The 21,913-nt window shown below is 32.5% G+C and carries 21 protein-coding genes; 4 read left to right on the top strand and 17 right to left on the bottom strand.

Features of this window, described 5'->3' with window-relative positions; genetic code table 11:
* Positions 1-19: 19 nt before the first annotated feature.
* Positions 20-988 carry a tryptophan--tRNA ligase gene (gene trpS, locus HSX10_RS08075; RefSeq protein WP_173587695.1) on the top strand — a complete coding sequence of 323 codons (969 nt, stop codon included), beginning with the start codon at positions 20-22 and terminating at the stop codon, positions 986-988.
* A gap of 1 nt (position 989) precedes the next feature.
* On the top strand, positions 990-1,166 hold the full coding sequence (locus HSX10_RS08070; RefSeq protein WP_173587694.1) for a hypothetical protein: 177 nt from the start codon (positions 990-992) through the stop codon (positions 1,164-1,166).
* 89 nt (positions 1,167-1,255) lie between these two features.
* Here the strand turns inward: HSX10_RS08070 and HSX10_RS08065 are convergent, their stop codons facing one another.
* Together HSX10_RS08065 and dprA are read right to left on the bottom strand one after the other, a co-directional pair.
* Complete coding sequence (locus tag HSX10_RS08065; protein ID WP_173587693.1) at positions 1,256-4,543, bottom strand: DUF8693 domain-containing protein; 3,288 nt, start codon at positions 4,541-4,543, stop codon at positions 1,256-1,258.
* A 238-nt stretch (positions 4,544-4,781) separates the two neighbouring features.
* The gene (gene dprA, locus HSX10_RS08060) at positions 4,782-5,885 is read right to left on the bottom strand and encodes a DNA-processing protein DprA (RefSeq protein WP_173587692.1); all 1,104 of its coding nucleotides are present in this window, start codon (positions 5,883-5,885) and stop codon (positions 4,782-4,784) included.
* A 473-nt stretch (positions 5,886-6,358) separates the two neighbouring features.
* Between dprA and HSX10_RS08055 the strand changes: the two genes are divergently transcribed.
* Together HSX10_RS08055 and HSX10_RS08050 are read left to right on the top strand one after the other, a co-directional pair.
* Positions 6,359-7,294 carry an HU domain-containing protein gene (locus tag HSX10_RS08055; RefSeq protein WP_173587691.1) on the top strand — a complete coding sequence of 312 codons (936 nt, stop codon included), beginning with the start codon at positions 6,359-6,361 and terminating at the stop codon, positions 7,292-7,294.
* Between the two features lie 261 nt (positions 7,295-7,555).
* Positions 7,556-8,068, top strand: coding sequence for an acyl-CoA thioesterase (locus HSX10_RS08050; protein WP_173587690.1), 513 nt, complete (start codon positions 7,556-7,558; stop codon positions 8,066-8,068).
* Positions 8,069-8,082: 14 nt separating this feature from the next.
* Here HSX10_RS08050 and HSX10_RS08045 read toward each other — a convergent pair whose 3' ends face one another.
* The 15 genes from HSX10_RS08045 to atpB all read right to left on the bottom strand — a co-directional run bounded on the left by HSX10_RS08045 (position 8,083) and on the right by atpB (position 21,861).
* Positions 8,083-9,321 (bottom strand): murein hydrolase activator EnvC family protein, encoded by a 1,239-nt coding sequence (locus HSX10_RS08045; RefSeq protein WP_173587689.1) that lies wholly within the window; start codon positions 9,319-9,321, stop codon positions 8,083-8,085.
* Positions 9,321-10,112, bottom strand: a complete 792-nt coding sequence (lolB1, locus tag HSX10_RS08040; RefSeq protein WP_254453214.1) for a lipoprotein insertase outer membrane protein LolB1 — start codon at positions 10,110-10,112, stop codon at positions 9,321-9,323. The genes HSX10_RS08045 and lolB1 overlap by 1 nt, the downstream gene beginning before the upstream one ends.
* 6 nt (positions 10,113-10,118) lie before the next feature.
* A complete protein-coding gene (locus HSX10_RS18890; protein ID WP_173587688.1) occupies positions 10,119-11,474 on the bottom strand; it encodes a tetratricopeptide repeat protein in 1,356 nt (451 codons plus the stop codon).
* Positions 11,467-11,781 (bottom strand): antibiotic biosynthesis monooxygenase family protein, encoded by a 315-nt coding sequence (locus tag HSX10_RS08030; RefSeq protein ID WP_173587687.1) that lies wholly within the window; start codon positions 11,779-11,781, stop codon positions 11,467-11,469. The genes HSX10_RS18890 and HSX10_RS08030 overlap by 8 nt, the downstream gene beginning before the upstream one ends.
* Before the next feature lie 97 nt (positions 11,782-11,878).
* Complete coding sequence (locus tag HSX10_RS08025; RefSeq protein WP_173587686.1) at positions 11,879-12,898, bottom strand: sugar phosphate nucleotidyltransferase; 1,020 nt, start codon at positions 12,896-12,898, stop codon at positions 11,879-11,881.
* Between the two features lie 113 nt (positions 12,899-13,011).
* Positions 13,012-13,446, bottom strand: coding sequence for a dUTP diphosphatase (gene dut / locus HSX10_RS08020; RefSeq protein WP_173587685.1), 435 nt, complete (start codon positions 13,444-13,446; stop codon positions 13,012-13,014).
* A 20-nt stretch (positions 13,447-13,466) separates the two neighbouring features.
* The gene (locus HSX10_RS08015; RefSeq protein ID WP_173587684.1) at positions 13,467-14,927 is read right to left on the bottom strand and encodes an oligosaccharide flippase family protein; all 1,461 of its coding nucleotides are present in this window, start codon (positions 14,925-14,927) and stop codon (positions 13,467-13,469) included.
* Positions 14,928-15,064: 137 nt separating this feature from the next.
* The gene (locus tag HSX10_RS08010; RefSeq protein ID WP_173587683.1) at positions 15,065-15,538 is read right to left on the bottom strand and encodes a hypothetical protein; all 474 of its coding nucleotides are present in this window, start codon (positions 15,536-15,538) and stop codon (positions 15,065-15,067) included.
* 47 nt (positions 15,539-15,585) lie between these two features.
* Positions 15,586-16,539, bottom strand: a complete 954-nt coding sequence (locus HSX10_RS08005) for a hypothetical protein (protein ID WP_173587682.1) — start codon at positions 16,537-16,539, stop codon at positions 15,586-15,588.
* A gap of 145 nt (positions 16,540-16,684) precedes the next feature.
* Complete coding sequence (gene atpG, locus HSX10_RS08000) at positions 16,685-17,545, bottom strand: ATP synthase F1 subunit gamma (RefSeq protein WP_173587681.1); 861 nt, start codon at positions 17,543-17,545, stop codon at positions 16,685-16,687.
* 143 nt (positions 17,546-17,688) lie between these two features.
* Positions 17,689-19,269 carry a F0F1 ATP synthase subunit alpha gene (gene atpA / locus HSX10_RS07995; RefSeq protein WP_173587680.1) on the bottom strand — a complete coding sequence of 527 codons (1,581 nt, stop codon included), beginning with the start codon at positions 19,267-19,269 and terminating at the stop codon, positions 17,689-17,691.
* A 58-nt stretch (positions 19,270-19,327) separates the two neighbouring features.
* Complete coding sequence (gene atpH, locus HSX10_RS07990; protein WP_173587679.1) at positions 19,328-19,864, bottom strand: ATP synthase F1 subunit delta; 537 nt, start codon at positions 19,862-19,864, stop codon at positions 19,328-19,330.
* A gap of 5 nt (positions 19,865-19,869) precedes the next feature.
* The gene (locus tag HSX10_RS07985) at positions 19,870-20,370 is read right to left on the bottom strand and encodes a F0F1 ATP synthase subunit B (RefSeq protein WP_173587678.1); all 501 of its coding nucleotides are present in this window, start codon (positions 20,368-20,370) and stop codon (positions 19,870-19,872) included.
* 97 nt (positions 20,371-20,467) lie between these two features.
* Positions 20,468-20,656 (bottom strand): ATP synthase F0 subunit C, encoded by a 189-nt coding sequence (gene atpE, locus HSX10_RS07980; protein ID WP_173587677.1) that lies wholly within the window; start codon positions 20,654-20,656, stop codon positions 20,468-20,470.
* A gap of 38 nt (positions 20,657-20,694) precedes the next feature.
* Entirely contained in the window at positions 20,695-21,861 is a 1,167-nt protein-coding gene (gene atpB / locus HSX10_RS07975) for a F0F1 ATP synthase subunit A (protein WP_173587676.1), read from the bottom strand.
* Positions 21,862-21,913: the final 52 nt, after the last annotated feature.

Below are 21,913 nucleotides of genomic sequence, written 5' to 3'. Positions count from 1 at the left end.
TGCACCCGCAGGTTATGTTATGGCAAGAATTTTAACAGGAGTACAAAGTACAGGAACACCACATTTAGGAAACATCTTAGGTGCAATTTTACCAGCTATTGAAATGGCAAATGATGCTAAAAACGAATCGTTTTTATTTATCGCAAATTTGCACACATTAACACAAATCAAAGATGCTGAAGAATTAAGAAACCATACCTATTCTGTTGCTGCAACCTGGCTTGCTTTTGGTTTAGATATAGAAAAAACAGTATTTTACAGACAAAGTGACATTCCTCAAGTAACGGAATTATCTTGGTATTTAAGCTGTTTTTTCCCTTACCAACGTTTAACATTAGCTCACGGGTTTAAGGATAAAGCCGATCGTTTAGAAGATGTAAACTCTGGTTTATTTACCTACCCAATGTTAATGGCTGCAGATATTTTAATATATGATGCTGAAATTATTCCTGTAGGAAAAGATCAGTTACAACATATTGAAATGACACGTGATGTTGCTTCTCGTTTTCATGCTAAAATGGGAGAAACTTTTGTTTTACCTGAAGGAAAAATACTAGAAAGTGGAATGCTTATTCCTGGTACTGATGGTGAAAAAATGAGCAAGAGTCGCGGTAATTTTATCAATATCTTTTTACCAGACAAACAACTCCGTAAAAAAATAATGTCTATCGAAACTGATAGCACAGCTCTTGAAGACCCTAAAGATTGGTCTACCTGTAACTGTTTTGCTATTTACAGCTTACTAGCCTCTGAAGAACAACTTGCAGCTATGAAAGCAAATTACGAAGGTGGAAATTATGGTTATGGTCATGCAAAACAAGCCTTATACGAATTAGTTGTAGAGCGTTTTGCAGAACAAAGAGAACGTTACCATTATTATATGGATAATCTTGAAGAAGTTGATGCTGCTTTAGCTGTTGGAGCTAAAAAAGCAAAACTTGTTGCTAATGACGTATTAAAACGTGTAAGAGAAAGAGTGGGTTATTAAAATGAAATTTAAAAGAGAAGCTCTAAGCCCTGCGCTAACAATTATAGCGATGACATTATTATTAATCTCACGATTATTAAGTGACGACACCTCTATGGATTGGTTAGGTTATTTAGCCATAACTGTTATGATTACTGCTATTGTTAGTCTCTTTTTAATCTATAAAAAATCAAAGTAAACAAATACTAGATTTAGCACAATACTAAATAAAAAAAGCCCTCAGTTATTTTAACTGAGGGCTTTTTTATGTTTAAACTAATTGTACTATTAGTTTATTAGCTTTTTAGTTACGATACTACCATTATCTAATTTTATAGATGCTATATAAACACCTTTAGCAAAATTAAATTCTGTACTAAAAGTATTGCTATTTTCATTAGATGTATAGTTGGTAATTTGCTTACCGCTTATATCATATATGTCTACAGATTCAATTATACTAGAAGACTTCACATAAAACATAGCATCATTAATATATGCAAATGTGTTAGTATTAGAAATCTCTTCAACAGAAAGTGTAACAGGCTCTGTATATCTTAAAATAAAACGATCATTAAATGTACCTTGATCACCAGTGAATGTATAAGGTACTGTTCTTAAATCGTGAACCACATTAGTATAAGTATCTTCTAAGTAAATATCTTGTTCTTGCTCTTCAAATAAGCTTCCTTTTAATTTAGCGATAGCAATATTATAAATACCACTTTGAGATAATTCAATACCTAGTGGTACTGTATTTGTGTCTACAAATGGTAATGGAAGTCCTTGTATTACTAATTTATCTTCTTCAGTAATTAAAGAATATAGATTAAACCCACCATTGTTAGTGTTAGAATCATAAAGTCTATCTTTTTCTTCTGTAGCACCATCAACATACCCAATTAATGTACTAATAGCATGGTTATTTTCATTAGCTAAACTTAACCAAACTAATTGTTTTTCTGTACTAACTAAAGTTTCTTCACTATTTCTGTAAAATCCACTATTATCATAAGCTTCTTCATCGTCGTGACGCATATCGTTAGTAAAGGTTACAGAAGCAGAAGTTGCAGAGTTTAATATTTTAACAAAAAAACCTTGACCTGAAGCGATTTTTAAAACATCACTTGCACTTGCATCCGAACTTCCAGTATAATTATATGTAATGTACTGGTTACCATAATTCATTCCAAAATCCTCATAATAATATTGATTAACAGTCGTCGCTATTTCATAATCATGTGTCCACAAATGCACACCCCCATCAATTACTGCATTATCAACACTATTCACTGTAAGGAAATCATAAGCATTTATAGACGAAGGGTACGGATTACCTATTAAATTCCAATTACTATTTCCTTCTCCCTGACCTCCTGTACCACTAACATCAACGGGCCAAGAAATATTGCCATTACTTGGTTTACCAGTAAATAATGCTGTATCATCTGATACTGTATTAACTCTAGCGATGTAACCTTTACCTATTGACATACTACCGCTTGCATTTACCCAATTACCTCGAGTTCCATTAGCATTCTCTACATTTGTTTCCCAACTATATTTTCTATCTCCTGGAAGATTTGATACTAAACCTGTTTCAACAGGAGATGACCAATACACATAATCATATTGGTGTAAACCCTCTGCTTTACGTATTACTTTTATATCTCCACTGTTTTCTACATCATTAATTTGTACTAGACTAGCATCATCTTCTATAGTAAAAGTAGCAGCAGGTATAGCATCAACGGCAACACCATCTACAGTAGTTGCAGCAACCTCCTCCTCTACCGTAAGTGAATTATAAAGTGTCATTGCATATCCTTCTGGTATCGTTACATTTTTTCCTGCTGGAACTGTACAATCACAACCTTCTACATCTGCTGAGTCATTATAATCAGCTGTAACTATTAAACTACGATCTCCATCAGGAACAGAAATACTATTGTCTGTATAAACTGAAGCCAAAACCCAGTTTGAACCATCCCAATAAGCGGGTGTACCACCTTCAGTAATTGTAAAGGGTAAATCTACAGCACCATAGCCGTTTTCAACCCTAACTCGATAAGTAGTATCTTCTAAATCTGAACTATATAATCCAGCAGGGATGGTAAGCGTATTTGACGGTTCTGACAAATCTGTATTGTTTTTAAACCATCTATAAGTAATTTCTTCTTTTGCAGCTTCATCCGGATCTGATGATGGACTACCTTCTATACCCCCTAATGCAGTGAAAATAAATTCACTTGATGGAAACCTACAAACAAATCTTGAAACCGGAGATTTAGAAATCACTGGAGATTTAATATCAAATGCAGACTTGTTATAAGCCATAAAAGACATATCTGAAGACCCACCAGCTCCCATGTTAATATTATCAATATTATTAATATTTTGATACGCGGCAGCAGTAGTTGAGCCATCAATTTCAAAATCTTCTAAACTTAGTGCCGCCATTCTAAAACCTCTTGTCTGTCCATTACCAAATGATGCTGTAGTTGGTATAGCCGTTTCAAAAGTTGCACTTGCAGAATAATCTAATCTATAAAAATCTACTTTCCATTGATACAACCTAGTATCATTATTATCAACAAATGCAAGTTTAACAGGCCTTCCAACAACATTACCATCTACATCTGCATAATAATAAACATCACTACCGCCCGGCTGTGCCATTTGAGTAATTAATAAATCTGGAATACCATCATTTACAGCACCAACATCTCCATTACCACTGTAAAACCTTATATCTGCCTGATTATTAAAATTAGCGATACCTGTACCCAATTCTAACCCGTTATCTCCATCTATGATAACATCATAAACTGTTTTTCTAACCGCATTATTCAATACTATTGAACCTGTATAACCATCTATTTTATCAGCAAACCCCATATAATTGTTAGAGTTAGGCTTACCACTAACTCCATTAGTAGAATATGCTTTAAACTCTTGACTTACATACTCCGTACTTGTAGAAGAAATATCTACACCTGATGCAGCCAATTTAGTCTCAAGCAATGCATTATTAATACCAGTCGAAAAAATAACATCACCTATAGTACCTCCATAACTCATTTTAAATCCTAATAATTCATGACTATCATTTGGCCACGTAGAACTATCACTTGAACTAAAATCAGAAGATTTCCAAAAATGTTCTCCATCTCCATTCTGATCCCAAGTGGTATACACTTCTCTAACTCTAATTTCACTACTATCACCCACACTTTTACTTGTTGGCGCAATATATTCAATTGTTGTATACGCACCACTGACTCCTGTTATTGAAAGGGTTTCAGTTCTATCACCTGAACCATTTGCTGTAATCTTAAAAGTCATTTCTGTATCACTTACAAACGTCTTACTACCAGTACCTATGTTAGTAATTGTAATACCTGACTGATCCCCGTCAGTAAAGTCCGAACCAATAATAGTTACTTTACTACCTGTAGTTACACGAGTAGGAAAAATATTAGTTACAGTTTGTGCATAGAAAGACACAGCACTAAACAAAAGTAAAAAAGCAGTTATGGTTTTTTTAGACGATAGGAAATGTAAAATTGTATTCATAGGTATTGAGTATTATTAAGCTTATAAACATAAGAATTAGCCTCAGGCAAATATCTTTTCAGTGTAAATTTGGGTTTTACAATGCAAAAATGCTACAGTTTAAATGATACTCAAAAAAAACTAGTTGATGTGTAGAGAAATCCCTTTAAAATGCAGAGATAATATTATAACACACACGTGTGATGTATTTTAAGTGAAAAAAGAGTCAAAAAGACAGAGTGTATTTCATCGAATATTTCTAGATTATTTCGAATAATTTACCAGGTAAAGGGCGCACTAAACCTTTTAGCTCTAGATTAAGAAGTAAACCCGCTAATTTATATGTAGGCATTTCGCAACGTAATGCAATAATATCTAACAATTCCTTATTGTTTTCCCTTAAAAACTGACAAATAATTTTTTCATCGGGACTCAACTCTACAAAAAGCTGTTGTTGTATTACTGGCTTTTTGTTAGACTCTAATTCCCAATTCAACATATAAGGCACATCTAACGGATTAGATAACAAATGTGCTTTCTGAAACTTAATAAGATTATTACACCCAATACTTTGGCTATCGGTTGTTCTTCCTGGCACAGCAAATACTTCTCTGTTATAAGAATTAGCAATATCTGCCGTGACTAAACTTCCACCTTTTTCTGCAGATTCTATAACTAAAGTTGCTTCGCTTAATCCGGCAATAATACGATTGCGCTTTAAGAAGTTATTTCTATCAAAAGTATCAGTGCTCCAAAAATCGGTATAGAAACCACCGTGGTCTTCAATAGACGCAACATATTTCTTATGCACTTTAGGGTAAATTTGATTAAGCCCATGTGCCAAACAGCCAATAGTTTGCAAATTATGTTTAACCGCTGCTTTATGTGCTGTAATATCGGTTCCGTAAGCAAAACCTGAGACTATAATGGGATTAAAAGGCGATAGAGCCTCTACTAATTTTTCGCAAAAAGCAATACCACTAGTCGTAATTTTACGCGCACCAACAATACTAATAATACGTTGCTGTTTTATATTAATATTGCCGGATTGAAACAAAACTATAGGACCATCTAAACAATGTTTTAAACGTTCAGGATACGTATCTTCTGTAAAATAATGCGCTATAATATTATTATCTTTTATAAATCTTAATTCTTGCGCTGCTTCTTCAAGAAGGTTTTTATCAAAAAGTCCCTGAATGGTAACCAAACCTATGCCATCTATTTTTAAAAGTGAAGACTTTTTTTCTTTTAAAACAGCTTCTACAGACCCACAATGATTAATGAGTTTCTTGGCTGTTGTAGCACCAATTTTTGGAACGTGTTGTAGTGCAAGAGCGTAAATGAGTTGTTGGTCTGTCATTGAAAACTATGTACTTGTACGAATTAATCTACCTACACGAATATAACTATTTAATTATTAACATTATAACACTTTATATTTCATAAGTAGAAAAACAGATCTGATTCTTTATAATTTTAGAAGCTATAAAATAAAATGATAAATAACACCCCTAAAGTCCCTTCAACGGGACAATTCATTTAAAATAAATCAAGTAGAATTTTGAGTTTATATAGATGAAGAAAATCTAAAAATAAGAAGTGAGGGTTGATTAATAATCAAAAAACTAGACATATTCTTAATTTTAAAAACAGCTCGAAAGTCATCACAAGAGGACAATTGACTCGATATTGATACTGATTTTATATAAAAAAAGAGAAAATCTAAATATTAAATCCTAAGAAAATCAAATAGATAGTTGCATCTATGATCTGATGTTAATAAATAAGCCGCTCGAAATTTCTTTCGGAAATAAAAATTTCTAACTTTGCCGCATGCAGTTAGAGACTTACATAAGCGACCTTTTATACCGTTACGAATGTGTTACCGTACCTGAGTTCGGAGCCTTTTTAACACAACGTGTTTCGGCAAAGATTCACGAAACAACCCATACATTCTATCCTCCTAAAAAAGTTTTATCTTTTAACGAGCAATTACAACAGAATGATGGCTTGTTGGCTAATTATATTGCTGAGGTAGAAAAAATACCTTATTCAGCAGCATTGCTTAATATCTCTAAGGAAGTAAAAGCTATTAAATCTTACCTATCTGAAGGTGAAACTATTCAGTTTAAGAATATTGGTGATTTAGGTTTAAGTACTGATGGTAAAATTCAATTTAATCCTTCTAGTCATATCAATTATTTGACCGATGCTTTTGGATTATCTCATTTTTCTTCTTCGGAAGTTACAAGAGAAGTTTACAAAGAAACCGTTGAGGCTATTGAAGAAACTGCACCAATTACATTAACACCAGAAAAACGCTCTAATCATAATTGGTTAAAATATGCAGCTGCGGCTGTTATTTTACTTGGTTTTTGTGGTTTAGGAGCTGCTACTTACTATAATTCAACTATAGAAAACCACAATCAAATTGCACAAGAGCAAGCTAATGAGCAACTCGATGCTAAAGTACAAGAAGCTACTTTTGTAATGAGTCCGTTACCTGCTGCAACTTTATCTTTAGAAAAACAAAGTGGTAATTACCATGTTGTTGCTGGGGCTTTTAGAATGAGAGAAAATTCTGAAATGAAAGTAAAACAACTAAGAGAAAAAGGATTTAAAGCCCGTATAATAGGTACAAATCGTTTTGGATTACACGAAGTTGTTTACGGTAGTTTTGATACTCGAAACGAAGCTCAAAATGAATTATTTAAAATTCGTAGTGAGTATAACCGTGATGCATGGTTACTTATAAAAAATCTTAAATAGATTTCTGCAAAGTAGAAGCTATTCATTTTCTTCTGATATTAATTTCAGTACTTTATAGCAACCTTTTGGGGTTAACGTTATGTTGTGCCTTTTTGTGAATTTTTTTTCAAAAAGACGCTTAGCGAATTCATTAAATTTCTCATAGAAATTAGAGAATATGCTAAAGAATTTTGATAAGTTCCTCAGCTTCCTGCATTTTTCTATAATCATACATCTGCAATATAAAATCCCTTTATATTTGCGCAAATCTTAAAATTACTTATGTTACCTAAAACTGCACTACAGTCTAAAACAATTGCAACCGATTTAGTATTACCAAGCGAAACTAATCCGCTACATAATTTATTTGGAGGGGAACTTTTAGCACGTATGGATAAAACGGCTAGTATTTCTGCTAGAAGACACTCTAGACGTATTGTAGTTACAGCTGCTGTTAACCACGTGGCTTTTAATAAAGCAATTCCGTTAGGTAGTGTTGTTATGATTGAAGCTAAGGTTTCGAGAGCTTTTTCTTCTTCTATGGAGGTTTTTATTGATGTTTGGATTGAAGATAGAGAGTCTGGAGAACGCCTTAAAGCCAATGAAGCTATTTATACTTTTGTTGCTGTTAACGAAGCAGGACATCCTGTAAAAGTACCAGAATTAGTGCCAGAAACAGAATTAGAAAAACAACGTTTTGATGCTGCTTTGCGTCGTAAGCAATTGAGCTTAGTTTTAGCAGGAAAAATGAAACCTGCAGATGCCACTGAACTTAAAGCCCTTTTTGACAAATAAGCTCTCTACTTTGCTTATTGCCTAGCCAACCAAGACTCAGGATTTAACTTCAAATTGTTTTTATAAATTCTGAAGTCTAAAAGCGTTTCACCTGTAATTTTATTACTGAAGACTTTACCGATTACTTGACCCGTTGTAATCTGATCTCCTTTTTTCACATAGAGTTGAGAAAGGTTATGATAGATAGATAAGTAATCACCATGTCTTATTAAAATCGTTGGGTTTCCCCATTTCATAGCATGAATTGAAGATACAACACCATTAAAAACAGCCTTAACATCGCTATTGACTTCAGTAGCGATCTTAATACCAGAATTATTAACTTCAACAGATTGGTCTGTTAATGATCTACCTTTTCCAAATTTAGCCTTTACAACACCTCGAGATACTGGCCAACCCAATTTTCCTTTATTGGCAGCAAAACTAGCTGCGAGTTTTTTAGCTTCAGGTGTTAAAATAAATTTTTTGGTAGAACTTGTTTTATTACTTGTATTTTGATTTGTGTTTTTATTGGCTTCAGCAATTGCTTCAGCAATTATACGGTCTATTTCCTTATCTAAACGATCTGCTTCTTGCTTCTTAGATTTAATCTGCGATGCAAATTTACTCATGTCAGATTTTATAGATGCAACTAAAACTTCACGCTGTTTTAGTTCACTTTCTAATTCGCGTTTTGCAATTCGGTTTTCTTCAATAAGCTTCTTCTTATCTTCTTTTTGTTTAGATAATTGAATGTTTAAAACTTGAAGTTCTTTTGTTTTTACTTTTATAGATTCTCCCTGCTCTTTTTGGTATTCTCTATATTGACGTATGTATTGAAGGCGTTTGTAGGCTTGCTGAAAATTGTTAGAAGACAAGAGGAACATTACTTTACTTTGCTCAGATTTACTCTTATAAGATTTTACAACCATTGCCGCATAATCATCTTTTAACTCTTGTAATTGAGTTCTTAAGCTCGTAATTTCTTCTTGATTTGTATTAATCTCTCGGGTTAATAAATTAGCCTGTTCATTAGTAATTCTTATTAAATTCTTTCTCACATTAACTTTATAATTAATGTCTTCAATAAGTGTAATGGCAGATTTCTCTTCTTTCTTTTTTGTAAATAACAAAGCATTGATCTGCTTCATTTCTCTCAAAATTTGCTGACGCTGTTGCTCTAATTTTTTTTGCTTATCACTTTGTGCAAAAAGCGATGTGCAAGACAATAATAGCCCAATAATAAGTGTAGTGTAGAAACGGTTTGTTGTCATTATTTAATCACGATTTCTTTATAGCCCGCTGGGATGTTAAACGGAAAACGAACTTCATCGTTCAAAGATACCGATTTAAATGCCATAGTAATAATAACTTCATCGTCATTATCAACAGCAATAATCTTAATATTTTCTGGAATAATTTGCTTATCTACTTCTTGATAAGACGCGTAATCTACTTGTAACATTCGTTTTTCTGACTGTTGATACATTTGCAAACTATCCATTTTAAAATGTGAAGGGTTAATTAAATAAAACAACTCTATCAATACATTTTGGTCTTTAGGACTTAAGGCATAAGAATTTCCATTCACAGAAACCTGATGCGCTTCTTCCTGTAAATCGTAAATGGCTTGTCCTAGCAATATGTTTTGTACTTTATTAAAATCGAGATCAACACCAACAACATCGCTTAATAATTTGTAATCACCATCAAAATATTCGCCATCTAACTTATTGTAAAACTTCACTTTATCTGGCGTAATCATCATACGAGCCATCCCGAATGGAGCACTTAACCAAATGACTTGATCTTTTTCCATTCTAAAACTAAACGTATAACCTTGATTTTTTTCACCTTGAATAAGATCAATCGCAACCTTAGCGTTCATCGTTTTAAAATCAGCATCACTTTTTTCGTGTTGCTTTATTACTTGTTTTGCAGATAGTTTATCGCTAGCAACACCAGAAGCTATAACACTTTTGGTTCCGCTACAACTCATTACCAAACCAATAAGCATGGCACTAAATACAACTTTTAGTTTTATATCTTTTTGAAATATATTCATTTACACTTATTTTTTTAAGGCTTTTGCCTTTTTAGCAAACGTTTCTGATTTACTAATATTATTTATGGCTTTATAAGCGATGCTTAATTCTGAATAAAAATCGGCTTCCATACTTGGGTTATCGATTAAGAAATCTAATCCCATTTCTAGATTATCAATTGCCTTTTTAGGTTCACCAGAATTATTCTGAGCCACACCATTTACTAAATACAGAATAGGTTGCGCAGGATACAATTCTAAAGCACGCTCACTATCTATTATAACTGCATTGTAATCTTTTATATCTAATTGAAGTAATAAGACATCTTTAATTAATTTGAAGTCGTTAGGGTTCTGTTTTAAAGCTTCTTTAAAATTAGACAATGCCTTAACCTTATCTCCGGCTTTTAAATAATAATGCCCAAGATCACTATGTGTTTGCGCATCTTTATTATCATCTATTAAGGATGTAATATCCATTAAATCGGATTCGTATTCTGGATTATGAGACACAAAAGCAACAAAATCTTTCAATACTTTTGCCTTAGCATCTGCATTAATTTCAGGACTTGTTAAAACTGTTTTTACAGAATTGATTGCATCATCTACTTTTTCATCTTGAAGATAGAATTTATACAAAGCTAAATGTACAAATTTAGAATCAGGCTTTATTTTTAGCAAATCTTTAGCTGCTTTGTAAGCCTTTTTTTGATCGCCTGTTTGGCTATAACGATAAATCAGTTTTAAGTGATTATCCTCATTATTAGGATTATTAGCAATACGTTGTTCTAGGTTTTCAATACGATCGTCTGCATTTCCTGTAATGCTATAAATATCGTTACGCATACCGTCTCTAGATTCACTCAAACCATACTCAGCATCCAATTCGTCTAAAATATCTAAGGCTTGCTTGTATTTTTCTTCCCTTACATAAAGTGACGCTAAATCTTCTTTATAATCAGGGTGGTATTTTACTAATTGCTTTATCGTTTTTAAAGCATTTTTAATATCATCTTGCTGAAAATACACATCATAAAGTTCATCTAAAAACCAAACATTGTCTGGCTGCATGTCTATTGCTTTTTTCAGGTTATCTTCTGCAGCGCCAAAGTTTTTAAGTTTGTTATAGTTTTTACCTAATTCGAAATAAATAACAGGAAACTTAGAACTAAGATTTAAACATTTTTTAAGCTCAATAACAGCACGGTCGTAATTTTCAATTCCTTTTTCTTTTAAGGCTTCAAAGAAATGCTCTTGAAATTCATCTTCAACATTCCCTAAATCATCATCTGGTTTTTTATTAAAATCGACCTGAGCATAATTAACCTGCGGAATTAATATTCCGAAAAGAAAAACGACTATAAAAATATACTTCTTATTCACTTTTATTTTCTTTTAACAAGTCTTGCACGACTTCTAGTTTTTCTAAAATTTCAATTTTTATACACGACGCTTTCATTGCGTTTTTAAAGGTATTTGCTTCCTTAGGTAAATGTTTTCCTGCATTATCAAAAATAGTTTTACTTGGCCATTGTGCGTATGCAATGAAATTTAAGTCCTCTTTTTTATGTAATCTAGATCCTAAGCTATCTTCGTGTTTATAAATCAATGCTGTTAAACCTTTCCAAGCGTCTAAAAACTGATCTTCATGATTTGGTTTAACTACAAATGAATATAATACAACGTACATAATTTAAGATGTTACTTGGTATTCTTTGGAATAGTTTTCAAAAAGTATTCCAAAGAAGAATTAAAAAAAATGAGATTTCTGCTTTTGCAGGAATTTGTTACTCTATTACAGTATAATCACCAATACTAATCTTAGTAAACTCGCCATTGTACTTTACATGATTACCAATCATAGCTTCGTCTAAATTAGCATTCTTGATATTTGTATGATTCTGAATTAAGCTATTTTTAACGGTTGTGTTTTCAATAACACAGCCTTCACCAATTGACACATTAGGACCTACAGTTGTGTTTTTTAATACCGTTCCTTTCCCGATATAGCAAGGCTCAATAATTTTAGAATTTTCTAAAACCACAGAATCATCAACCAATTGCTCTTCTTTATCAGCGGTTAAGAACCCTAACATTTTAGCATTTGTATCTAAAGTTACAGCTTTATTTCCGCAGTCCATCCACTCATCAACAGTTCCTGTTTTAAAAACACGTCCATCACCCATCATGCGTTTAATACCATCGTTAATTTGGTATTCGCCACCGTTCATTATGTTTTCGTCTAAAACTTCTTGTAATTTATCTTTAAGAACCGCAACATCTTTAAAGTAATAGATACCGATAACGGCTTGATCACTTACAAAGCTTTCTGGTTTTTCAACAAGTTCTACAATACTCTCGTTTTCATCTAGCTTTACAACACCGTAAGCTTCAGGGTTCGCAACACACTTTGTCCAGATAACACTATCTGCTGTTGGATCTAAATCGAATTCAGCTCTAATCAGTGTATCTGCATAAGCAATCACTGCAGGCCCAGATAAAGATGGTTTTGCGCTCATTATAGCGTGACCTGTCCCTAAAGGTTGATCTTGTCTGTAAATGGATGCTTTAGCCCCTAAACCTTCTGCAAGTTCGGTTAAACTTTTAACAACATCATCTCCAAAAAATGCAGGATCTCCTAAAACAAACGCAATTTCTTCAATAGGTTGTTTTAAAACTTTTGCAATATCCTTAACCAAACGATGAACGATTGGTTGACCGGCAACAGGAATTAATGGTTTTGGTACGGTTAAACTATGTGGTCTAAGGCGAGATCCTCGACCTGCCATTGGAACTATTATTTTCATATTTTGAGCCTGCAGATGCAGGTGATTTTTGTTAAACTATATTCCTGAGAAAACAGGAATCTATTTTTTTAGTTTCTTATTTATTCTGAGATTCCTGCTTTGTCAGGAATTTGTTATTTGACTCCAGTACTTCCAAAACCGCCTTCACCACGATCTGTACTAGATAATTCTTCGGTAAGTTGCCATTCTGCACGTTCGTGTTTTGCAATGACCAATTGAGCGATACGCTCTCCGTTTTCAATCACAAAATTTTCGTTAGAAAGGTTTACTAAAATAACACCTATTTCGCCTCTATAATCCGCGTCAATAGTTCCTGGCGCATTGAGCACTGTAATTCCTTTTTTAGCCGCTAATCCGCTACGAGGTCTTACTTGTGCTTCGGTGCCTATTGGTAATTCAATATACAAACCTGTACCAACAATACTTCGTTCTAAAGGTTTTAAAATTTTAGATTCTGATAAGTTAGCTCTTAAATCCATACCTGCCGAAGCGATAGTTTCGTAATGAGGTAATTGATGACTAGACTTATTGATGATTTTTATATTCATGTAATATTCTGAATGACGAATTAATTTCGATTTAAAATTTGTTTTATTTCCTCTTTTTCAAGTGAAATAACTAATCCCAAAAATACAATTATCATTGCACTTCCGATAATATAATTTTCTCTGTAGTTATAGAAAAACACAAACGAAAATAGAATAGACACCAATAGATATAATCCTATTTTCTTCAAATTATAAGGGATTGGATAATGTTTTCTTCCAAAATAAAAAGATAATAGCATCATTACAGCATAAGCGGATAATGTGGCAATGGCAGAACCTTTAAAACCAATTATCGGAATTAGAATATAGTTTAGACTTAACGTAATTAGTGCACCAAATATTGAAATATAGGCACCATATTTTGTACGATCTGTTATTTTGTACCATACAGAAAGGTTGTGATAAATGCCTAAACAAAAATTAGCTAGAAGGATAAATGGTACAATCCACATGGCTTCATAATAAGCATCACTACTAATAATATAGGGTTTTAAGATATCTGCAAAAACAATAACACCTAAGAAAATGACAGAGCCGAAAGCGACAAAGTATTCTAATATTTTAGCATAGTTTTTTTGTGGATTTTTAGCTTTAGAGTGGCTAAAGAAATAAGGTTCTATACCTAAACGAAAGGCTGTTGCAAACAACGTCATAAATAAAGCCAATTTATAACATGCCGAATACATTCCTATTTGTTCCTCTGCAATATCTGTTGGTAAGAGTTTTTCTAATAAAATACGATCAAACGTTTCATTTACAGAATAGGCAATCCCTGCAATAAGAACAGGCAATGCATAACGCATCATTTTTTTCCATAAAACAGTATCGAAAGTAAACTTTAGTTTGGTGTAGAATGACAGCAATAACAACAGAGTTAATCCGCTTGCAATAAGGTTAGAAATGAAAATGTAACTGATTTCAAAATCTGCTATATAAATACTATTAAAGATTGGATAATTAGTCGCTAAATCTTTTAAGTATAGTAGCAAGAATACATTCAATCCTAAATTAACAGCGACATTAAGGATCTTAATAATCGCATATTTCATAGGTCTTGCTGTAGCACGCAACCATGCAAAAGGAATAATGACTAGAGCATCTAAGAGCAATATGATGAAAACTAAATTGAGATACTTAAGTTCTATATTTATAAGTGATGAAATTTGATTTCTAAACAGAAAGGCAATTCCCATTAAACCAAGTGAACTTATGATTAATGAAATAGCAGAAGTACTGGTGACTTTTTCTTGATTTTCATCCTTATTAAAAAATCTGAAGAATGCAGTTTCCATTCCGTATGCCAAAACCACATTAAAAAGCACAAAATAGGCGAAGATAAACGATACACGCCCATACTCTTCTACAGATAAAACCTCAGGATTTGTGTAAAGTGGTACTAAAATAAAACTCAACATTCTTGGTAGCACAGTGGCTAAACCATAAATGAATGTTTGTTTAAAAAGTGATTTGAATCCGCTCAATTTTATGAATACTAATGAAACTCAAAAGTATTAAATATATATTGGTCTAGCGGTTTATGAAACTAAAAACCCAATTTAATAAGTTAAGTTTAACTAATTTATAAATTGAAAGAATTATTTATCAATCTCAGAGTTCTTTACCTTAGAGTATCATTATCGTAAAAAACACCTTCTTTCTCTTTTAACCCAGAAATTTTCTGATACTTAAGCAATCCATTTTCAAAATAACTAATTACACATTCTGTATTTAGTAGCTTAAACGGAAATGTAGGTTCTTTATCTTTTATAAAAGCTGCTTCGAGGCTCATATCTATATCGTATGGAGAAGGATTTTGAAGTTTTGCTGTATATTTTGCACGCCCTTTAACCAATTTACTTTTAAGACCTCTAAAAAAGACGCTATCCACTACAACTTGGTTATTAGCATTTAAATTAGGAAATGTTATATTTAACCCTGAACCACCTTTCTCTACTTTTGCTATCCAAGATTGAAAATAAGGTTTATAGGGAGATAATAAAGATTCTTTTTCTAATTGATATTTAGAACTAGAACACTGACAAAAACTAAATACAATACCAATTGCACCAAGTAATACATATACTTTCTTCATTACAGTAGAATAAAAGACATTATAAATATGAGAAAAAAGGATAGTTATTAAGATTTATTAATGATTCTATTCAATGCTTTAAAATCACGAAAGTCTATATTATAAGTTACTCTTTTATACCTTCTATAAATTATTTCTCCTGAAACCCCATCAACAACTGTAATAATTTTATGAAAGTTATTTTGATGATACATTAAATAATAAAAAGGTTGCTTCTCATTCAATATCTTCTCATTTAACTCTTCAGCTGTTATTACGGTCTTATTATAAGTATAGTCTTTAAATAACTCTTTAGTTATTTCTGCTTTCTCACTGGCTGAAGGGCTAGTGAATCCATAAATTATATTTTCAGGAATAAATAAAGATACTTTTTTTAAGGTCTTAATTTTTTCATCATCAACATAATCTTTAAAAATATCATAGCTTTCAGAATCACTAATGGCATTGTTAATTTGCTGAAAATAATTTTTTAAATAGCCTATTCTATAATCGAATAAACCATTATTAACAACGTCATTTAATTGCGCTATTTCAGCCTCAACGCCTGCATGAGTTGTAAAAAAAACACCTCCATAGAAATTATCATCCCAGCTAAATACCTTATCTACGTTGTGTTGATTATGTAATAGCGTTATTTCACTTAATTTAAAATAATTAAATACATATTTAACGCCTTGTAATCTTACAGACCTTGAAATGAACCTAAATAATACATCACCAATCTTAATTCGTTTTTCAACCTCATTTTCCGTGATTAACTCAATAGTATTTACAGTCCAAACTTCGTCTAAGATTTTTTTATAATCTTCACGGGTATACCCATTGTTAAATTGATCAGGTATAACAAAATAAGTTTTAGCCGTTTTTAATATTTTAATTTGTTTTTTTTTCAGTTTCTTTTGAAAAAACTCTGGTCTTAACTCTATCCTTCCTAGTGTAGATTGAGAAAACACATTTAACGAAACAAATAATAACAATAGAATTACTAGTCCTTTTTTCATTGTGATTGAGTATATTAAAGCATTGATTAGTAATTCAAAAATAAGATAAAAAATAAATTTTACAGCTTTAAAACAAAAAAACCTAACTCGTTAAAGTTAGGTTTAATATTATCTTATTTACTGAATTATAATCAGCAGAAAACGATTAGTTATTTAAGGCTTCAGCACCACCAACAATCTCAAGGATTTCGTTAGTAATTGCTGCTTGTCTTGCTTTGTTATAAGTTAATTTTAACTGATCTCTAAGCTCTGTTGCATTATCTGTTGCTTTATGCATAGCCGTCATACGAGCACCATGTTCTGAAGCGAAAGAATCTCTAATTCCTTTAAATAATTGTGTCTTTAATGACTTAGGAATTAATTCTTCAATGATTTCTAATTTAGAAGGTTCAAAAACGTAATCTAAATTTACATTAGAATCAGCTTCAACAGGAACAATCGGTAAAAATTGCTCTGTTAAGATCGCTTGTGTCGCAGCATTTATAAAGTGATTATAAACGATTTCAATTTTATCGTATTCACCAGAAATAAATTGAGCCATTAATGTTTCTGCTATTTCAGAAACATTGTCAAAAGTTAAATCATCATAAATATCGCTCTTATTGTCAACAACTCTATTTTGTTTAGCAAAAGCGTCGTTAGCTTTTTTTCCAACAGCTAGTACAGAAACGTTTTTAGAAGCGTAAACATTGCTTATTAAGTTCTGCGTCTGCTTAATAATATTAGCATTAAAAGCACCACATAATCCTCTATTAGATGTTATAGCAACAATAAGAACATTTTCTACTTCGCGTTGTTCTGCAAATTTACTTCCAGAATCCTCATCTAAAGTTGCACTTAAACTCTGAAGTAATTCGGTTAACTTATTAGAATAAGGTCGCATAGCAGTAATAGCATCTTGCGCTTTCTTTAACTTAGCAGCAGATACCATTTTCATGGCACTAGTAATCTGCATCGTTGAAGATACTGATGATATTCTGTTACGTATTTCTTTAAGATTAGCCATTCTTTGATATGTATTAGAATGTTATAAAAAAGACTCTTTGCTTAAGCTCAGAGTGACATTCCGTTTTGAAATCTATTAAATTATTAAAATTAAGAGTTATAAGCAGAGAGATTCTGTTCCTATAACTCTTAATTCTATGCTTATTAAGCTTTGTATTTACTTGAAAGGTCTTTAGCTACACTTGCTAATGTATCAATAACCTCATCTGTTAATTTACCTGCTTTAAGTAAATCTAGAGTATCTCTATGCTTTGCATTTAAAAACTCTAAATAATCACGTTCAAATTCTTTAACTTTCTCTACAGGAACATCTTTTAATAAGTTCTTAGAACCAGCATAAATAATTGCTACTTGATCTTCAACTTTAAAAGGATCATTCTGCGCTTGTTTAAGAATCTCAACGTTACGCTTACCTTTATTAATTACGTTTAAAGTTACAGCATCTAAATCTGAACCGAACTTAGCAAACGCTTCTAATTCGCGATACTGAGCTTGATCTAATTTTAAAGTACCAGATACTTTCTTCATAGATTTAATCTGAGCGTTACCACCAACACGAGATACAGAAATACCTACGTTAATTGCTGGACGAACACCAGAGTTAAATAAATCACCATCTAAGAAAATCTGACCATCTGTAATAGAAATCACGTTAGTTGGGATATATGCTGAAACGTCACCTGCTTGTGTTTCAATAATTGGTAAAGCTGTTAATGAACCACCACCTTTAACTAAAGGTTTTAAAACATCTGGAAGGTCATTCATTTCTTTAGCAATAGCATCATTATTAATGATTTTTGCAGAACGTTCTAATAATCTTGAGTGTAAATAAAATACATCACCAGGATATGCTTCACGTCCCGGTGGACGTCTTAATAATAAAGATACCTCACGGTAAGCAACTGCTTGTTTTGATAAATCATCAAATACAATTAAAGCTGGTCTACCAGTATCTCTAAAATACTCACCAATAGAAGCTCCTGTAAACGGTGCATAAACTTGCATTGCTGCAGGATCTGATGCGTTAGCTGCTACTATAGTAGTATATGCTAAAGCTCCTTTTTCTTCTAAAGTTTTAGCAATAAGTGCTACTGTTGAAGCTTTTTGCCCAATAGCAACATATATACAATATACAGGCTCACCTGCATCGTAAAATTCTTTTTGATTTAAGATAGCATCAATACAAACTGCAGTTTTACCAGTTTGTCTATCTCCAATTACCAACTCACGTTGACCTCTACCAACAGGGATCATAGCATCAATTGCCTTAATACCTGTTTGTAACGGCTCAGTTACTGGTTCTCTATAGATAACACCTGGAGCTTTACGCTCTAAAGGCATTTCGTAAGTTTCACCAGAAATTGGTCCTTTACCATCTATTGGATTTCCTAAAGTATCTACAACACGACCAACAATACCTTCACCAACTTTTACTGATGCGATACGTTCTGTACGTTTTACTGTAGACCCTTCTTTGATTCCAACTGAAGTTCCTAAAAGTACAATACCTACGTTATCTTCTTCAAGGTTAAGTACAATACCTTCTGCACCACCATCAAATTCAACTAATTCGCCATATTCCGCATTAGCTAATCCGTAAGCACGTACAATACCATCACCTACAGTTAATACTGTTCCTACTTCGTCTAATGAAGCACCTGCTTCGAAGCCTGAAAGTTGTTGTTTTAAGATTGCTGATATTTCAGCTGGTTTTACTTCTGCCATCTTTATTTAGATATTAGTCGCTAGATTATTTTGACGCTGAACGCCTATCTAACGCTTCTTAATTTAATGTAAATTCTCTTTTTAACTTATTTAATTTGTTAGAAATACTCGCATTATATTGAATATCACCAACACGTAACACAAAACCACCAATAATGCTTTCGTCAATTACGTTTGTTACTTCTGCTTCTTTACCTGTAAGCTCTTTTACTTTAGCTAACACTTTAGATTTCAAATCATCGCTTAAAGGAACTGCTGTAGTTACAGTAGCCACTTGTGTACCATTCATTTCATCAAATAAATGCGTATAACTTATCGCTACATCATTTAAAATTGCTAGTCTCTTATTAGAGATTAAAGTGTCCACTAAATTAACTGTAATAGCGTTAGTATCTTTAAATACTGCTACTAATACTGCTTTTTTATCTGAAGCTTTTACTACAGGACTTTGAAGCATTTGACTTAAATCTTCACTTTGTGCAATAGTATCCGTGATTAATTTCATATCACTATTTACTGCATCCGTAGATTTCTGATCTTTTGCTAAGCTTAAAACTGCTTTAGCATATCGTATTGCCGCTCTTGCTCCTGACATCTATTTTAGTTTAAAGTTGCTTCTCCTAACATAGACTCAACTAATTCTAGTTGTTTGTCTTTATTAGATAATTCGTTACGCACTACTTTCTCAGCAATCTCTAAAGATAAACCTGCTACTTGGCTTTTTAATTCTGCCATAGCTGCTTTCTTTTCACTTTCAATAGCTGCTTGTGCTTGGATAATCATTTTATTAGCTTGCACCTGTGCTTCAGCTTCTGCTTCTGCAATCATTTTAGTTTTAAGCTCACGTGCTTCTTTAATCATTGTCTCTCTTTCCAAACGCGCTTCTTGCAATAATTTTTGGTTATCTGCTTGAAGATTCGCCATCTCACGTCTTGCTTTTTCTGCAGCATCTAATGCTCCTTGAATACCTTCTTCTCTTTCAGTTAAAGAACTGATGATAGGTTTCCAAGCAAACTTTACCATTAAGAAAATTAATAATAAAAGTAATACAGTTTGAACTGCAAATAATCCTGGTGAAAAATCGTTTAATAATGTTTCCATCTTATTAAATAATTAAATGTTTTTTTAATTTCTTTTTTAAAATAAAATAGGCTCTGCAACCAACCGTTGCAGAGGCGCTATCTTGTTTTTTTTGAGCTTACTTCCCTAAGATTAAAGCACCGAATGCTAAACCTTCTAAAAGTGCTGCAACAATAATCATTGCTGTTTGGATTTTTCCAGCAGCTTCAGGTTGACGAGCAATACCTTCCATTGCTTTTCCACCAATTTGACCAAGTCCAAAACCTGCTCCGATTACGATTAATCCTGCTCCAATTAAATTGTACATAGTAAATAAATTATATAGTTAAATTAAAAAAACTCTTCTTAAACAAAATCACTTCTTACGTCTTCCGTATCAACAATTTTATGATCATGTTCATGATCGTGTTCTGCAACCGCCATACCTATAAATAAAGCTGAAAGCATTGTAAAAATATAAGCTTGTAAAAAGGCTACTAAAACCTCAATAAACATAATTAAAACAGAAAGTATAAAAGACAACCCTGTTGCACCTGCAACACCTAATGTATCTTTCATTACAAACATAATAGCAATTAAAGCCATTATTACAGTATGACCCGCTGTGATGTTTGCAAATAAACGTACTAATAATGAAAAAGGCTTAATAATGAATGTACCAACCAATTCTATAACTGCTAATATTGGTCTAATTAAAATTGGTACGCCTGGCATCCATAAAATGTGCATCCAGAAATCTTTATTACCGCTTACCGCATAAATGATAAGTGTAAAGATGGCTAAACATGCCGTTACGGCAATTTGCCCTGTAACATTAAAACCTAGAGGTGTTAAACCTACCATGTTTAAAAGCCAGATAAAAAAGAATACCGTTAATAAGTAACCTGTAAATTTTCTATAATGTTTTTCACCAATGTTTGGTCTAGCAATTTCGTCTCTAACATAAAGCACTAATGGCTCTAACACACGACCAAAACCTGTAGGAATCGTTTTTGTTTTATATTGTTTTGCTAATCTAACAAACCAGAAAAACATTAATAACCCGATAACTAAAATACCAACAACACTCTTTGTAATAGAAAAATCTAAAACTCTAGCACCATTAGTAGCATGATGCTCAGCATCAAAATTAACAGCTGTTGCTCCGGCTTCTAATTCATATATTTTAGAATGAATTTTAGCGAATTTTAAACCGTTTTTTTCAACGATAACATGTCCGTCATCATTATGATGAAATTCAGAAGACATAAAAGTCACTAATCCCTCAGAAGACCATAAGATCATCGGAAGTGGAAAACCAGCATGCTTACGTTCACCTTCATCATTTGTATATGAAAAGAATGTAAAATCGTGAGAATCCTGTAAGTGATGAGCGATATACGCATCCACTTCCTCCCTAGTATCTATCTGCCCACCATCCTCATGATGAGAAGATTGTGCATAAACAGTTGTTGACAAGAACACTAAGACTGTAAGTGCTAAAAATTTAAAACTTTGTTGAAATACCCTCATTGTTAAAAAAATCAAAAAAATTACTCTTTTCAAATTCGGTGCAAAAGTACGT

Source organism: Winogradskyella undariae, from assembly GCF_013285155.1.
Lineage (GTDB): Bacteria > Bacteroidota > Bacteroidia > Flavobacteriales > Flavobacteriaceae > Winogradskyella > Winogradskyella undariae.
This window is presented reverse-complemented; position numbering and strand designations above follow the sequence as displayed.

Excerpts from the sequence above, each read along its gene's own strand:
- atpH (WP_173587679.1), bottom strand. The coding sequence starts at position 19,864 with ATGTCAGGAGCAAGAGCGGCAATACGATATGCTAAAGCAGTTTTAAGC.
- atpA (WP_173587680.1), bottom strand. The coding sequence starts at position 19,269 with ATGGCAGAAGTAAAACCAGCTGAAATATCAGCAATCTTAAAACAACAA.
- HSX10_RS08055 (WP_173587691.1), top strand. The coding sequence starts at position 6,359 with ATGCAGTTAGAGACTTACATAAGCGACCTTTTATACCGTTACGAATGT.
- HSX10_RS07985 (WP_173587678.1), bottom strand. The coding sequence starts at position 20,370 with ATGGAAACATTATTAAACGATTTTTCACCAGGATTATTTGCAGTTCAA.
- trpS (WP_173587695.1), top strand. The coding sequence starts at position 20 with ATGGCAAGAATTTTAACAGGAGTACAAAGTACAGGAACACCACATTTA.
- HSX10_RS08045 (WP_173587689.1), bottom strand. The coding sequence starts at position 9,321 with ATGACAACAAACCGTTTCTACACTACACTTATTATTGGGCTATTATTG.
- HSX10_RS08025 (WP_173587686.1), bottom strand. The coding sequence starts at position 12,898 with ATGAAAATAATAGTTCCAATGGCAGGTCGAGGATCTCGCCTTAGACCA.
- lolB1 (WP_254453214.1), bottom strand. The coding sequence starts at position 10,112 with ATGAATATATTTCAAAAAGATATAAAACTAAAAGTTGTATTTAGTGCC.
- HSX10_RS08005 (WP_173587682.1), bottom strand. The coding sequence starts at position 16,539 with ATGAAAAAAGGACTAGTAATTCTATTGTTATTATTTGTTTCGTTAAAT.
- dut (WP_173587685.1), bottom strand. The coding sequence starts at position 13,446 with ATGAATATAAAAATCATCAATAAGTCTAGTCATCAATTACCTCATTAC.
- HSX10_RS08065 (WP_173587693.1), bottom strand. The coding sequence starts at position 4,543 with ATGAATACAATTTTACATTTCCTATCGTCTAAAAAAACCATAACTGCT.
- HSX10_RS08030 (WP_173587687.1), bottom strand. The coding sequence starts at position 11,781 with ATGTACGTTGTATTATATTCATTTGTAGTTAAACCAAATCATGAAGAT.
- atpB (WP_173587676.1), bottom strand. The coding sequence starts at position 21,861 with ATGAGGGTATTTCAACAAAGTTTTAAATTTTTAGCACTTACAGTCTTA.
- atpG (WP_173587681.1), bottom strand. The coding sequence starts at position 17,545 with ATGGCTAATCTTAAAGAAATACGTAACAGAATATCATCAGTATCTTCA.
- dprA (WP_173587692.1), bottom strand. The coding sequence starts at position 5,885 with ATGACAGACCAACAACTCATTTACGCTCTTGCACTACAACACGTTCCA.
- atpE (WP_173587677.1), bottom strand. The coding sequence starts at position 20,656 with ATGTACAATTTAATTGGAGCAGGATTAATCGTAATCGGAGCAGGTTTT.
- HSX10_RS08050 (WP_173587690.1), top strand. The coding sequence starts at position 7,556 with ATGTTACCTAAAACTGCACTACAGTCTAAAACAATTGCAACCGATTTA.
- HSX10_RS08010 (WP_173587683.1), bottom strand. The coding sequence starts at position 15,538 with ATGAAGAAAGTATATGTATTACTTGGTGCAATTGGTATTGTATTTAGT.
- HSX10_RS08070 (WP_173587694.1), top strand. The coding sequence starts at position 990 with ATGAAATTTAAAAGAGAAGCTCTAAGCCCTGCGCTAACAATTATAGCG.